The organism is Microbacterium profundi (assembly GCF_000763375.1).
GTDB lineage: Bacteria > Actinomycetota > Actinomycetes > Actinomycetales > Microbacteriaceae > Microbacterium > Microbacterium profundi.
In genome coordinates, this window is record NZ_JPSY01000003.1 from 18,603 (window position 1) to 32,660 (window position 14,058).

At 67.6% G+C, this 14,058-nt stretch carries 13 protein-coding genes and 1 tRNA gene; 9 read left to right on the forward strand and 5 right to left on the reverse strand.

The genetic code is table 11. From position 1 onward, the window contains the following. The 4 genes from JF52_RS0112755 to JF52_RS0112770 are packed head-to-tail and all read left to right on the forward strand — an operon-like array spanning position 1 to position 4,392. Positions 1 to 1,950 carry an ATP-binding protein gene (locus tag JF52_RS0112755; protein WP_033107299.1) on the forward strand — a complete coding sequence of 650 codons (1,950 nt, stop codon included), beginning with the start codon at positions 1 to 3 and terminating at the stop codon, positions 1,948 to 1,950. After that, a complete protein-coding gene (locus tag JF52_RS0112760) occupies positions 1,947 to 3,098 on the forward strand; it encodes an acyl-CoA dehydrogenase family protein (protein ID WP_033107008.1) in 1,152 nt (383 codons plus the stop codon). The genes JF52_RS0112755 and JF52_RS0112760 overlap by 4 nt, the downstream gene beginning before the upstream one ends. Before the next feature lie 9 nt (positions 3,099 to 3,107). Next, positions 3,108 to 3,593: a MaoC family dehydratase gene (locus JF52_RS0112765; RefSeq protein WP_033107009.1), complete on the forward strand. Its 486-nt coding sequence runs from the start codon at positions 3,108 to 3,110 to the stop codon at positions 3,591 to 3,593. Next, positions 3,583 to 4,392: an HpcH/HpaI aldolase/citrate lyase family protein gene (locus JF52_RS0112770; RefSeq protein ID WP_033107010.1), complete on the forward strand. Its 810-nt coding sequence runs from the start codon at positions 3,583 to 3,585 to the stop codon at positions 4,390 to 4,392. Before JF52_RS0112765 ends, JF52_RS0112770 begins: the two co-directional genes overlap by 11 nt. Before the next feature lie 36 nt (positions 4,393 to 4,428). On the opposite strand, the gene JF52_RS0112775 is transcribed toward JF52_RS0112770, so the two are convergent. After that, a complete protein-coding gene (locus tag JF52_RS0112775) occupies positions 4,429 to 5,013 on the reverse strand; it encodes a histidine phosphatase family protein (RefSeq protein ID WP_033107011.1) in 585 nt (194 codons plus the stop codon). Then, positions 5,010 to 5,843, reverse strand: a complete 834-nt coding sequence (locus tag JF52_RS0112780) for a Sir2 family NAD-dependent protein deacetylase (RefSeq protein WP_033107012.1) — start codon at positions 5,841 to 5,843, stop codon at positions 5,010 to 5,012. The genes JF52_RS0112775 and JF52_RS0112780 overlap by 4 nt, the downstream gene beginning before the upstream one ends. Before the next feature lie 91 nt (positions 5,844 to 5,934). Between JF52_RS0112780 and JF52_RS0112785 the strand changes: the two genes are divergently transcribed. Further along, positions 5,935 to 6,735 carry a TrmH family RNA methyltransferase gene (locus tag JF52_RS0112785; RefSeq protein ID WP_033107300.1) on the forward strand — a complete coding sequence of 267 codons (801 nt, stop codon included), beginning with the start codon at positions 5,935 to 5,937 and terminating at the stop codon, positions 6,733 to 6,735. Between the two features lie 19 nt (positions 6,736 to 6,754). Here the strand turns inward: JF52_RS0112785 and JF52_RS0112790 are convergent, their stop codons facing one another. Beyond that, complete coding sequence (locus JF52_RS0112790) at positions 6,755 to 7,597, reverse strand: SGNH/GDSL hydrolase family protein (RefSeq protein WP_033107013.1); 843 nt, start codon at positions 7,595 to 7,597, stop codon at positions 6,755 to 6,757. A 146-nt stretch (positions 7,598 to 7,743) separates the two neighbouring features. On the opposite strand from JF52_RS0112790, the gene JF52_RS0112795 reads away from it, so the two are divergent. Beyond that, positions 7,744 to 9,486 (forward strand): DEAD/DEAH box helicase, encoded by a 1,743-nt coding sequence (locus JF52_RS0112795; RefSeq protein WP_033107014.1) that lies wholly within the window; start codon positions 7,744 to 7,746, stop codon positions 9,484 to 9,486. 127 nt (positions 9,487 to 9,613) lie between these two features. After that, the gene (locus JF52_RS0112800) at positions 9,614 to 10,714 is read left to right on the forward strand and encodes a VIT1/CCC1 transporter family protein (protein WP_033107015.1); all 1,101 of its coding nucleotides are present in this window, start codon (positions 9,614 to 9,616) and stop codon (positions 10,712 to 10,714) included. A gap of 93 nt (positions 10,715 to 10,807) precedes the next feature. Here the strand turns inward: JF52_RS0112800 and JF52_RS0112805 are convergent. Next, positions 10,808 to 10,890, reverse strand: a tRNA-Leu gene (locus tag JF52_RS0112805). A gap of 120 nt (positions 10,891 to 11,010) precedes the next feature. Here JF52_RS0112805 and JF52_RS0112810 point away from each other — a divergent pair. Together JF52_RS0112810 and JF52_RS0112815 are read left to right on the forward strand one after the other, a co-directional pair. Further along, positions 11,011 to 12,306 (forward strand): M20/M25/M40 family metallo-hydrolase, encoded by a 1,296-nt coding sequence (locus JF52_RS0112810; RefSeq protein WP_033107016.1) that lies wholly within the window; start codon positions 11,011 to 11,013, stop codon positions 12,304 to 12,306. Between the two features lie 28 nt (positions 12,307 to 12,334). Then, positions 12,335 to 13,162 (forward strand): undecaprenyl-diphosphate phosphatase, encoded by an 828-nt coding sequence (locus JF52_RS0112815; protein ID WP_033107017.1) that lies wholly within the window; start codon positions 12,335 to 12,337, stop codon positions 13,160 to 13,162. Here JF52_RS0112815 and JF52_RS0112820 read toward each other — a convergent pair. Beyond that, positions 13,159 to 14,013, reverse strand: a complete 855-nt coding sequence (locus JF52_RS0112820) for a PAC2 family protein (RefSeq protein ID WP_033107018.1) — start codon at positions 14,011 to 14,013, stop codon at positions 13,159 to 13,161. The two genes, JF52_RS0112815 and JF52_RS0112820, sit on opposite strands and share 4 nt — an antisense overlap. Between the last annotated feature and the right edge of the window lie 45 nt (positions 14,014 to 14,058).

Sequence of the window (14,058 nt, forward strand, 5' to 3'; positions counted from 1 at the left end):
ATGAAAGACATGAACACAGTGCTGGTCGCCAATCGCGGTGAGATCGCCCGCCGCATCATCCGCACTCTGCGGGAGCAGGGACTGCGCAGCGTCGCGGTCTACAGCGAGGCGGATGCCACGGCACCCCACGTCCGTGACGCGGACGACGCCGTCCTGATCGGGCCCGCGCCTGCGTCGGAGTCGTATCTCGATGTCGAAGCAGTGATCGGTGCGGCGAAACGGGTCGGTGCGGAGGCGATCCACCCCGGCTACGGGTTCCTCTCCGAGAGCGTTGCCCTCGCTGAGGCATGCGCGCGAGCGGGCATCATCTTCATCGGACCTTCGACGGAAGCCCTCAAGATCATGGGCGACAAGGCGAAGGCGCGAGACCACGTGGGCGCACGCGGAGTCCCGGTGGTGCCCGGCTTCACAGCAGTGGGACTGACGGATGCCGAGATCACCGCTCATGCGGACGAGATCGGATACCCGCTGCTCGTCAAGCCCAGCGCAGGCGGCGGCGGCAAGGGCATGGAGGCGGTCTCGGATGCCGGCGGACTCGCCGCAGCGCTCGCATCCGCCCGCCGCATCGCCAAGGCGGCGTTCGGAGACGATGCACTCGTGCTGGAGCGGCTCATCCGCCGCCCTCGACACATCGAGGTGCAGGTCTTCGGCGACACCCACGGCACGGTCATCGCCCTGGGTGAGCGCGAGTGCACCTTGCAGCGCCGGCACCAGAAGGTCATCGAGGAAGCACCGTCTGCCGGCCTTCCGGACGGCCTCACCGAGCGACTGTTCGAGGCCGCGGTGCGAGCCGCTGAGAGCGTGTCGTACGTCGGCGCCGGCACGGTCGAGTTCCTCATCGATGCGGACTCGCCGGATGAATTCTTCTTCATCGAGATGAACACGCGGCTGCAGGTCGAGCATCCGGTGACGGAAGCGGTCACTGGCCTCGACCTGGTGGCTCTGCAGCTCGATGTCGCAGCCGGTGGCGTGCTTGCGCCGCCGCCGGTGCTGAGCGGCCATGCTGTCGAGGCCCGTATCTATGCGGAGTCGCCCGAGCACGACTTCCTGCCGTCGACCGGCTCCGTGCTGCGCTTCACCGCGCCGCGCGGCGTGCGGGTGGATGCCGCGATCGAGACCGGCAGCGAGGTCACGGGGTTCTACGACCCGATGATCGCGAAGGTGATCGCCTTCGGCCCCGATCGCGAGACCGCGCTCGCCCGCCTCGACCAGGCACTTGCGGAGACGGTCGTTCTCGGCGTCGAGACGAATATCGCCTTCCTGCGGCAGCTTCTCACGAACGAGCGGGTCGTCGGCGGCGACCTCGACACCGGTCTGATCGAGACACTGCTGCCTGTGCGGCCGGCCGAGCCTTCCGCCGCCATGGTCGCTGCGGCGAAACAGGAGCTGCAGCACGAGACCGAGCGCGCAGAGGGACGTCTCGCGCCGGAGACTCGGTCTCGGCGTTCGGGCGGGGCGTGGGCCGCCCTCACTGATCGCGACGCGCGCGTTGTCGCATTCCTCACGGATGCGGACGAAGTCATCGAAGGGACAGGAACGGGTGCGGACGCGAGGGAAGCCGTCGCGGCGACGGACGCCGACGGTGCGATCTGGGTGAGTGAGAACGGCCGCTCCGCGCGTCTTCGCCCCGTCGATCGCCGTCAGCGGATGCTGCTCCGCCTCGCTGCGCAGCATCCGGTCAGCACGGCGACGCACCCCGAAGCCCGCGCACCGATGCCTGGGAGCATCGTCGCCGTGCACATCGAGGACGGCGCGACCGTGACAGCAGGCCAGCCTCTCGTCTCGATCGAGGCGATGAAGATGGAGCACCCGGTGCCGGCCCCGCACGACGGCGTCGTGCGTCTGCTGATGGCGGTCGGAGACCAGGCGAAGCGCGGCCAGGCCGTCGCAGTGGTGACACCCACCGACGCGACGGCGTCGAACGACAGCCCAGAAGGAGCAATCGCATGACCGAAGATCTCACTGCCGAAGAGGTCGAACTCGCCGCGATGGTGCGCGAGTTCGCCGACACCGTCGTCGCCCCGCAGTCGTATGAGGCCGATCGCACCCATACGCTGCCGATGGATGTCGTCCGCCAGATGGGGGAGCTGGGCCTGTTCGGGCTTCCTTTCCCCGAGGAGCTCGGCGGCCAGGGCGGCGACTACATGGCCCTCGGCCTCGCGATCGAGGCACTCGCCAGGGTCGATCAGTCGATCGCGATCACGCTGGAAGCCGGCGTCAGCCTCGGTGCCATGCCGATCTTCCGTTTCGGCGACGATGCGCAGAAGACCGAGTACCTGCCAGACCTGCTCGCCGGACGGGCTCTTGCGGGCTTCGGTCTCACCGAGCCGGAAGCCGGCAGCGATGCCGGAGCGACGCGCACGACGGCTCGGCGCGAGGGCGATGAGTGGGTCATCGACGGCACCAAGCAGTTCATCACGAACTCCGGCACACCGATCACCCGTTTCGTCACGGTCACGGCGGTCACCGGCATCCGCGAGGGCCGCAAGGAGATCTCCACCATCATCGTGCCGAACGGCACCCAGGGCTTCACAGTGGAGGCGCCGTACGACAAGGTCGGCTGGCGCGCATCCGACACGCATCCGCTGACGTTCGACGGCGCCAGGGTCCCGACGGAGAACCTGCTCGGTGTCGAGGGTCGCGGATTCCGCAACTTCCTCAGCATCCTCGACGAAGGCCGCATTGCGATCGCGGCGCTGTCCACCGGTGCTGCGGAAGGGTGCCTGGAAGCTGCGGTCGAGTATGCGAAGAGCCGCGCCGTGTTCGGCAGCGCTCTGAGCACGAGGCAGAACGCGCAGTTCACCCTGGCGCGGATGCGCGTGCGAGTGCACACGGCTCGTCTCGCGTGGCATCACGCCGCGCGGCTCCGCGATGCGGGCGAGCCCTTCGCCGAGGCATCAGCGATCGCCAAACTCGTCGCCGGAGACGCCGCGATGGACAACGCCAGGGACGCGACGCAGATCTTCGGCGGCAACGGGTTCATGAACGAGTTCCCGGTCGCCCGTCACTACCGCGACTCGAAGATCCTCGAGATCGGCGAGGGGACCACCGAGGTGCAGCTGCTCGTGATCGCGCGGGCGCTGGGTCTCGCCGGGTAGCGTTTCAGCATGACCGACATCCTCCAGCGCGGACTGTACTTCGAGGAGTTCGAGGTCGGCGCCCGGTACCTGCACAGACCGGGTCGCACGGCGACCGAGGCCGACAACGTGCTCTTCACCACGCTGACCATGAACACGCAGGCGCTGCACCTGGACGCCGCCTTCGCTGCCGAGCAGGAGTTCGGGCAGCGCCTGATGAACTCGATGTGGACGCTGTCGACGATGGTCGGCGCGTCGGTCGCCCAATTGACGCAGGGAACGCTCGTCGCGCAGCTCGGGCTGGGTGAGATCGCGTTCCCGCACCCCCTGTTCGCGGGAGACACCCTCTACACCGAGAGCGTCGTGACCGAGAAGAGGCTGTCGTCATCGCGCAAGGGGCAGGGCATCTGCACGATCGCGCACACCGGCCGCAATCAGGACGATGTCGTCGTCGCAAAGGCGGAACGCACAGTGCTCGTGCACTGCATGCCGGAAGGCGAGTCCTATGGTGTTTGAGCTCGGTCCCGCTCTGCTGTTCTGCCCCGCGGATCGGCCCGAGCGCTTCGAGAAGGCCCTCGAACGTGCCGATGCCGTGATCCTCGATCTCGAGGACGCCGTGGCTCCCGCAGACAAGGACGCGGCCCGGCGCAACGTGATCGACGCCGCGGTGGGAGCAGAGCGTGTGATCGTGCGCGTCAATGCTCCTGGCACGAGTGACTTCGCACGAGACCTCGCGGCGCTGGCGGACACGGATTTCCGTACCGTCATGGTTGCGAAGGCGGAGGACCCCGCGGCGTTGGACGCCTTCGATGAACGGTTCTCCCTCATCGCCCTGTGCGAGACCGCAGGCGGCGTCGCCGCAGCCGACCGGCTCGCCGCGCACGATCGGGTCGTGGCGCTCATGTGGGGCGCAGAGGATCTGGTGGCGTCCCTCGGCGGAACGTCGAGCAGATATGCCGGCGGCCGTTATCGTGACGTCGCACGGTACGCGCGTTCGAGGGTCCTCGTGGAAGCCGGCGCGCAGGGCAAGGCGGCGATCGACGCGGTGCACATCGACATCGAAGACGCGGAGGGCCTGGAGCAGGAAGCAGCGGATGCCGTGGCATCCGGATTCCACGCCACGGCGTGCATCCACCCTGGTCAGGTTCCGATCATCCGTCGGGCGTACCTTCCGGATGCCGAGACCTCTGCCTGGGCGGAGGCCGTCATCGCTGCGGCAGAGGGGGAGCGGGGCGTGTTCCGGTTCCGTGGCCAGATGGTCGACGAACCGGTGCTGCGGCACGCACGAGCCGTGATCGCACGCTCCCGTCGCTGACTCCTGGTGATCCGCTCGTCCGCGGCGACGCGGGGTTCAGACGGTGACCGTCTCCAGAAGCCGGAGAATCCCTGGTGCGGCCTCGAACCGGTGCACGGATCCGTTCGCGAGCGGGGCGCCGGCCGGCGGCATCGTTCCGCCCGAGGCGTGGTCGAGCAGTGCGCGGATGACGCCTCCGTGCGCGACCACGATGACGGATTCCGCGGTCGGCGCCGAACGCCGGCGAGATGCCAGGGAGATCACGTCCAGGGCGGCGAGCGCACGCTCGGCGACCTGATCGAAGCTCTCCGCCTTCGGGACATCGGCGTGCCAGTCGCCGTAACGGTCGATGTAGTCCCCGACGAGCATCCCCTCGGCCTCGCCGAACTCCCGTTCGCGAAGGTCGGAGACCAGTTCGGGCTGAGCGAGGCCGATCGCGCCGGCGATGATCTGCGCCGTCTCACGGGCTCGTACGAGCGGACTCGCGTAGATCGCGTGATGCGTGGTGCCTGCGAGCAGCGCCGCTGCGGCGCGCGCGTGACCGCGACCGGTCTCGTTGAGCGGGATGTCCGTCGAGCCCTGGATGCGGCGATCCAGGTTCCAGTCGGTCTGACCATGGCGGACGAGGGTGATGAAGGTCACGTGAGAAGCTCCTGGAATGCGGGGAGGACGTCGCTCGTGCCGCCGGCGAGAGTCACGTCCGCCCACGGGTCGGCACGGGTGGGCTCGCGATTGACGATGATGAGCGGGATGTTGCGGCGACGGGCGCGCTCGATGAGCCGCACGCCCGAATTCACGACGAGCGAGGAGCCGGCGACGATCAGCGCGTCGCTGGCGCGCAGAAGCGACTCGGCCGCACGGAAGCGGTCCGCGGGCACGTACTCGCCGAAGAAGACCACGTCGGGTTTCAGCATCCCGCCGCACACCGTGCACGTCGGTACGACGAAGTCCTCCGTGCTCTCCGGTGCGACGTCGCCGTCGGGGTTGAGCACGATGTTCTCCGGCACGGTGATCCAGGGATTGAGTTCTTCGATCTGCGTGGCGATGTCGCGGCGATCGAAGACCTGACCGCACCGCAGGCAGACGACGCGGCGCATTGTGCCGTGCACCTCGATCACTCGGCTGCTTCCTGCCCGCAGATGGAGTCCGTCGACGTTCTGGGTGATGACGCCTGTGGAGAGACCGTCGCGCTCCATCTCGGCGAGCGCGATGTGCCCGGCGTTCGGCTCGGCCTGTGCGAATGCGCGCCAGCCGAGGTGACCACCCACCCAATAACGTCGACGCGCGGCCTCATCCGAGAGATAGCGCTGACCGGTCATCGGGTCGGCCCTGGTCCGTGCACCCTCGCCGCGGTACGCGGGAATGCCGGAGTCCGTGGATATCCCGGCACCCGTGAGGACGGCGATCCTGCGTCCCCTCAGAAGGTCGACGGCTCTCGCTATGCCGGCAGACAGCTCGGCACTGGTCGTCATGCTCACGAATCCTCCCCGAGGGAGTCTACGGCGTGGCCGACGCATGGTGGACGTCCTTGCTCGGGCCCCTGACGATGGCAGAGTGTTCAACATGCCACTGGAGTACATCGCCGACGGTGCCGATCCTCGCCTTGCCGACTACCGGAACCTCACAGACACCGCGCTTCGGCGTGTCTCGGAACCGCGGGACGGGCTCTACATCGCCGAGTCGGTGAAGGTGATCCGGCGCGCAGTCGACGCGGGTCACATTCCGCGCTCGGTCCTGACGCAGCGCAGGTGGATCGGCCAGGTCGAAGAGGCGCTCGGTGACCGTGACACGGCGATCTACGTCGTACCGGACGAAGTCGCCGAGCAGGTCACCGGCTACGCGGTGCATCGAGGCGCGCTGGCGTCGATGCACCGACCCGCCCTGCCGACGGTGGCGGAGGTGCTCGAAGGCGCAAGGCTCATCCTGGTGCTGGAGGATCTCATCGAGCACACCAACGTCGGCGCCGCGTTCCGCGCAGCCGCCGGACTCGGCGCCGATGCGGTGCTCGTCTCGCCGCGCTGCGCTGATCCGCTCTATCGACGCAGCGTCAAGGTGAGCATGGGCACGGTGTTCCAGGTGCCGTGGGCCCGGATCGGAGACTGGACGTCTGCCGTCGCCGATCTGCATGCGGCCGGGTTCGAGGTGGCAGCGCTCGCGCTCAGCGATGACGCGGTTCCCCTGCGCGAGTACGCGGCAGACCGCCCTGACAGGGTGGCGCTCGTCATGGGCACGGAGGGCGACGGCCTGTCGCGGGACGCTCTGGACGCAGCGGATGCCGTGGTCACGATCCCGATGCGCGCGGGCGTGGACTCGCTGAATGTCGCGTCCGCCGCAGCTGTCGCGCTGTGGGCGCTCGCGGACTGATTACTAGCTGTGCGGGCGGCTACTCGTTCCCGCGCTTCGAGTTGTCCGAGAACAGGATCGGCCCGGGCTCCGGCCGCTTCGCGGTGATGAGGTCGCCGGACGACTGGTGCCGCAGCCTCCGCAGCACCCAGGGCACGAGGTGCTCCCGCGCCCAGCCGAGGTCTTCAGCCCGTGCCGCCCGCCACGTCCGTGCCGGGCGGGGCTCTGGTTGCATCGGCTGCAGGTCGTTCGGCACGTTCAGAGAGCGCAGCACCATGCGGGCCACCTCGTGGTGCCCGAGCGCGTTGAAGTGCAATCGGTCATCGTCGAAGAACCGGGAATCCTGCACGGTCTTCAGTGCCCACTGATCCGCGACGATGCAGTCGTGCCGCTCGGCGATCGCGCGGATGTTCTCGTTGTAGATCGCCACCTTGCCGCGGAAGCGCCGGAAGACAGGTGTGAACCCGGTGTCGATTCCGGTGAAGACGACGATCGCGGCGCCGGTCGATGCAAGCCGGGCGACGGCGTCCTCGAGCTGATCCGCGATGGCATCCGGGTCCGTGCCGGGACGGATGACGTCGTTGCCGCCGGCGCAGATCGAGATGAGGTCGGGGCGCAGGGCGACGGCGGGTTCGATCTGGTCGGCGACGATCTGCGCGATGAGCTTTCCGCGCACGGCGAGGTTCGCATAGGCGAAGCCGTCGACTTGGCGCCCGAGCTCTTCCGCCACGCGGTCCGCCCAGCCGCGGTGCCCGTCGGGGACAGCGGGATCCGGGTCGCCGATGCCCTCTGTGAACGAATCGCCGATCGCGACGAATCGCCGCCAGGGGTGCGAAACCTCGTTCGCGACGTACGGCGTTCTGGGCGATTCCTCGTCGATCATCGATGCTCCTTCACTGCCTCGCGACCGGAACTGCGACCGCGCAGTGATCGAGCCTACTCGGCGATGACCGAACAGGGGAGGGCAGCGCGACAGTCATGATCCCGGCGCGGGGCGAAGTGTCGGCGGCACCGATTATCCTGGAACCGATGCTCTCTCCGTCCTTCCCCCAGCGCGCCCCGTGGGGAACGGCAGACAAGCTCCGTGCATGGCAGCGCGAGGCGCTGGACATCTACTTCCAGCGCGATCAGCGCGATTTCCTCGTCGCCGCGACACCGGGCGCAGGAAAGACGACCTTCGCGCTGACGCTCGCCGTCGAGCTGCTCCGCATGGGCGAGGTGAACCGCATCATCGTTGTGGCACCGACCGAGCACCTCAAGACCCAGTGGGCGGACGCGGCGTCGAAGGTGCACATCCGCCTCGACCCACGTTTCCGGAACAGTCACTGGGCGCCGTCGCGTCAGTATCACGGGGTCGTCGTCACGTACGCACAGGTCGCCGCGAAGTCGTCGGTGCACCGGCACCTCACTGAGGACGCGAAGACCCTTGTGATCCTCGACGAGGTGCATCACGGCGGCGATGCGCTCAGCTGGGGTGACGCGATCCGCGACGCCTACGGTCCGGCGAAGCGCCGTCTCTCGCTCTCCGGCACGCCATTTCGCAGCGACACGGCACCGATCCCGTTCGTGACGTACGCGCCGGACGAGTCCGGCGGCCGAGTGTCGTCGACCGACTACGCCTACGGCTACGGTCGCGCCCTTGCGGACGGCGTCGTGCGTCCGGTGCTGTTCCACATGTACTCGGGCAAGATGCGCTGGCGCACGAGCACCGGCGACGAGCTCGAGGCGCATCTCGGGCAGGACAACACCAAGGACGTCAACTCCCAGGCGTGGCGCACAGCGCTCGACCCGGAGGGCGAGTGGATGCCTGCGGTGCTCTCGGCCGCCGACCGCCGGCTCACCGAGATCCGCCATCATGTGCCGGATGCCGGCGGCCTGGTGATCGCGACCGATCAGACGGTCGCCCGTGCGTACGCCAAGATCCTGCACAGCCTGACGGGTCAGCGACCGACCGTCGTGCTCTCCGACGAGGCAGCCGCTTCAGAGCGCATCGAGAAGTTCAGCGCCGACAACAGTCGCTGGATGGTGGCGGTGCGCATGGTCTCGGAGGGCGTGGACGTACCGCGCCTCGCCGTCGGTGTCTATGCGACGTCGTCATCGACGCCGCTGTTCTTCGCGCAGGCCATCGGGCGCTTCGTGCGAGCAAGACGTCGCGGCGAGGCGGCGAGCGTCTTCCTGCCGAATGTGCCGGTGCTGATGGGGCTCGCGAACGAGCTCGAGAAGCAGCGCGATCATGCCCTGGATCGCCAGACCAAGGATGAGGACGGTCTCGACGACTCGCTGCTGGAGAGCGCGAACCGCGAAGAAGAGGCTTCCGACGCGCTGACGCAGGAGTTCAGCTACCAGGCGATCTCGTCGCTCGCGCACTTCGACCGGGTCGTGTTCGAGGGGCAGGAGTTCGGTCAGCTCGCCGAACCTGGAACGCCGGAGGAGGAGGAGTTCATCGGCATCCCCGGTCTCCTCGAGCCCGAGCACGTGCACGAGCTGCTCATGCAACGTCAGACCCGTCAGTCGAAGCTGCGTGAGGCGCGAGAGGCGGAGGCCGGCCCTGAGACGGTCACGACGCTGCCGGCGCCGCTGCACCGGACGATGCGCGAACAGCGTCAGCTCCTGAACAGTCTCGTCGGGCTGTATGCCAGGCAGGCGGGCGAGCCGCATGGCGCGGTGCACGCCGAGCTGCGCCGCATCTGCGGAGGCCCGGCCGTCGCGCAGGCGACCGTGACGCAGTTGCAGGCCCGCATCGAGGTGCTGCGCAAGCGCGTGCGCAAATAGCCCGCTGCTCCCTGAGCCCGTCGAAGGGTTAGGAACCCCGAAATGCTGGCAATACGGGGATTCCGGCGGTGTCGGCTCTGCCCGCTGGATACCGTTGAGGCTGCCCCGATCACTCACTGGAGGATTCATGACAGCGCCCGCTGCCGCCGAGCCGACCGCGGCCGATCGTCGCCGCTGGGCGAGGCACCTCGTCGAGGAGCGCTCCGAGGGGATGGTCTATCAGAAGCTCGCCGCACGCAAGACGGGCGAGGAACGCGACATCCTGCAGAGCCTGGCCGATGCGGAGCGTCGCCATGAACAGCACTGGCTGGACCTGCTCGGCGGAGAACCGGGCAGGCTGCCCAAGGCCGGCATCCGCTCTCGACTGCTGGCCTGGATGGCCGGGCGGTTCGGCTCCATCTTCGTTCTCGTCCTCGCGCAGAGCGCTGAAGCGCGTTCGCCGTACGACACAGAGCAATACGCGACCGCGGCCATGCGTGCGGACGAGAAGATCCACCACGAGGTCGTCCGCGGCCTTGCGGCGCGCGGGCGGCGACGTCTCTCCGGTTCATTCCGTGCCGCCGTGTTCGGGGCCAACGACGGGCTGGTCAGCAACCTCGCGCTCGTCCTGGGTATCGGTGCGACGGGCGTCGGTTCGAGTTTCGTCCTGTTCAGCGGTGTCGCAGGCCTTCTCGCCGGCGCCTTGTCCATGGGCGCGGGGGAGTTCGTGTCGGTGCGGTCGCAGCGTGAACTGCTCGCCTCGACTGAGGCGAATGACGATGCGGCGCACTCCGCCGGAGACCTCGACATCGATGAGAACGAGCTCGCCCTGGTCTATCGCGCCCGCGGCATGGATCACACCGAGGCCCTCGCGCGGTCTCGTCGCATCATCGCGGCGGCCCAGGAGGGCGTGCGCCGCACCGCGACCGCACCGGTTCGTACGCAAGGCGCAGGCAGCGGTCACGACATCGTCGGAAGCGACTGGACGGCGGCGATCTCCAGCTTCCTCCTCTTCGCCTCCGGAGCGATCATTCCGGTGCTGCCGTGGATCTTCGGCCTCCAGGGCATGATAGCCATCATCGTGGCGCTCGTCCTCGTCGGTATCGCACTCCTCGTGACAGGGGCGATGGTCGGGATCCTTTCCGGCGGTCCGCCGCTGCGCCGAGCGCTGCGCCAGCTGGCGATCGGGTTCGGCACCGCTGCGATCACCTATCTGCTCGGCCTGGTCTTCGGAGTCGGCGCCGTCTGACCGTTTCAGCGGCATCCGTGATCGTGAGACGGGCGTATGCAAAAAGCTCCGGAAGGCTCCTGGCCGAACCAGGATTCTTCCGGAGCTGTTCTGTGCGCGGAGGGGGACTTGAACCCCCACGCCCTTACGGGCACTACGACCTCAACGTAGCGCGTCTACCATTCCGCCACCCGCGCAGGTGGTGAAGAAGTCGTTGCCGACCGAAGAGAAACATTACCAGATGACGCAGGTGCGTTCGAACCGAGGACCGCCCCGGGCGTGCCGTGAGCATCAGCCCGGTTCGGTAGCCTGAGGGCATGTCTGACGCCGAACTGCCCGAGGTCGTTCGCATCGCGCGTGACCTGATCAGGATCGACACCTCGAACTTCGGCGGCGGAAGAGCCGAGGGCGAGCGCGAGGCCGCCGAGTACGTGGGCGGTTATCTGGAGCGTCTCGGCCTCACGCCCGAGTACTACGAGCCCATCCCGCGGCGCACCAACGTCATGGCCCGCGTGAAGGGTCGCGATTCGAGCAGACCGGCACTCGTCGTGCACGGTCACCTCGACGTCGTTCCGGCGATGGCTGAGGACTGGAGCGTGGATCCGTTCGCCGGTGAGGTGCGTGACGGGATGCTGTGGGGCCGCGGTGCGGTCGACATGAAGAACATGGACGCGATGATCCTCACCTCCGTCGCTGACATATTGCGCGCAGGGGAGCAGCCGGCGCGCGATCTCGTGCTGGTGTTCTTCGCCGATGAGGAGAACGGCGGCGTCGAGGGCTCTGCACTCGTCGTGAAGGACCGGCCAGAATGGTTCGCCGGGGCGACTGAGGCGATCAGCGAGGTCGGCGGGTACTCGATCACGGTCGACGAACGTCGTGCCTACCTGCTGCAGGTGGGGGAGAAGGCCCTCATCTGGATCCGCCTCGTCGCGAAGGGGCGTGCGGGGCACGGCAGCCGGCTTCACGAGGACAACGCCGTGGTGAAGCTCTCTGAGGCCGTCGCGGCGATCGGGCGCACACGATGGCCGATCCGGCTCACCGACACGACTCGAGCGCTTCTGCACGGCCTGAGCGATCTCACCGGTCGCTCCGTCGACGACCCTGACGCTCTCGCCGCGGCATCCGGTCCCGCTGAGGCGTTCCTGAGCTCGACGTTCCGTACGACGACCAACCCGACGGTGCTCACCGCGGGATACAAGCACAACGTGATCCCGGAGCGTGCCGAGGCGCTGATCGATGTGCGCGTGCTTCCGGGCACCGAGGACGAGGTGCTCGCCGAGCTGCAGCAGATCGTCGGAGACGACATCGTCATCGAGACGGTCGTGCGCGACATCGGCATGGAGACGCCGTTCGAAGGTGAGCTGGTGGAGGCGATGGTGCAGAGCCTCGCGCGCCACGACCCCGGCGTGCCGGTGATCCCGTATCTGCTCGGCGCGGGAACGGACAACAAGGCGCTCTCGACACTCGGGATCACCGGATACGGGTTCGCGCCGCTCCGCCTGCCTGCGGATCTCGACTTCACCGGGATGTTCCACGGTGTCGACGAACGCGTGCCCGTAGAATCGCTTGTCTTCGGTCAGCAGGTTCTGACCGATCTGCTGCGCTCGTACTGACGCGCTTCCCTGAATCAGAAGGCCCTCCATGCACCTGCTCGAAGCGCTGCTCCTCGGCGTCATCCAGGGACTCACCGAGTTCCTCCCGATCTCGTCCAGCGCCCATCTGCGCATCGTCGGCACCTTCACCGGTTCTGGCGAAGATCCGGGCGCCGCATTCACCGCGATCACCCAGATCGGAACAGAGGCCGCCGTGGTGGTGTTCTTCTGGCGTGACATCACTCGCATCATCGGCCACTGGTTCCGCTCGTTGACCGGGTCCCTCCCTCGCAACGATCCGGACGCCAGGATGGGCTGGTTGATCATCATCGGCAGCATCCCGATCGTCGTGTTGGGACTGCTGTTCCAGGATGAGATAGAGACCGTGCTGCGCTCGATGTGGATCGTTGCGATCATGCTGATCGTGTTCGGCATCCTGCTCGGCATCGCCGACCACGTCGGCGCGAAGCGCCGGAAGCTCGACCAGATCACCTATCCGCACGGCATCCTGTTCGGGTTCGCACAGGCTCTCGCTTTGATCCCCGGTGTCTCGCGCTCGGGCGGGACGATCACGATGGGGCTGTTCCTCGGATATGAGCGCGCCGCTGCTGCACGCTACGCGTTCCTGCTCGCCATCCCCGCTGTCTTCGGAAGCGGTTTCTTCCAGCTGTTCAAGAACTGGGACGCACCTGATCAGTACTTCTCACTCGGCGAGACCGTCGCAGCGACGGGCATCGCGTTCGTCGTCGCACTCGGCGTCATCGCGTTCTTCATGAACTGGATCTCCAAGCGCAGCTTCCTGCCGTTCGTGATCTACCGCATCCTGCTCGGCACGACGCTGCTCATACTGCTGGGCACGGGCGTGATCTCGGGTTAGCGTTTGTGATCGCCGGGGCCGTCGCCCCGGCGGCGCAGGTAGCGTTCGAACGCCTGCGCGATCGCATCTCCTGATGCCTCGGGGGAGTCCCAGGTGTCGCGAGTGCGCTCGAGCTGGTGGATGTACTCCGTCATCTCCTCATCGTCCGCCGCCGCAGCGTCGATCGACGCCTCCCAGGTGGCGGCATCCGTGCGCAGACGATCGCGAGGCATGTCGACGCCGGTCATCTCCTCCAGGCGATCGAGCAGCGCCAGAGTCGCTTTGGGCGACGGCGCTGCCGATGCGACGTAATGCGGCACGCTCGCCCAGAGATTGGCCGTCGGGATGCCTGCACGCTCGGCGAAATGCTCGATCACGCTGAGGATCCCGACAGGGCCCTCGTAGAGCGAACGTTCCAGACCGAGGGAATCGCGCACCTGCTCGTTCGCGCTCGACGCGAAGATCGAGATCGGCCTGGTATGCGGCACATCTGAGAGCATCGCGCCGAGGGTGATGAACCCGGTGACGTCGTCGCGCAGCGCGATGTCGATGAACTCGTTGGCGAAAGCCTGCCAGGTACGAGCGGGCTCAACGCCGGTCAGAAGCCAGAACTCGGGCGCGCCGTCGGCAGACGGTGCGGCAGGACGCCAGAGCGCCGCTTCCGGCCAGCGCAGATCCCGGCGACCGGTGGCGTCCATCCTGGTCGACGGACGTGTGTACTGGTAGTCGAAGTACAGCTCGGGGTCGACCGTGTGCACGAGCTCGTAGTCCGTGCTGTCGCGCAGCATCTCGATCGCGCCGCTCGCTGCTTCGCCGGCGTCGTTCCAGCCATCGAACGCGACGACGACGATGCGGTTTCCCAGTGCATCCATCGAGTTCTCCTCCCATCGCGAACGCAGGTATCCCTCCAGGCTAGC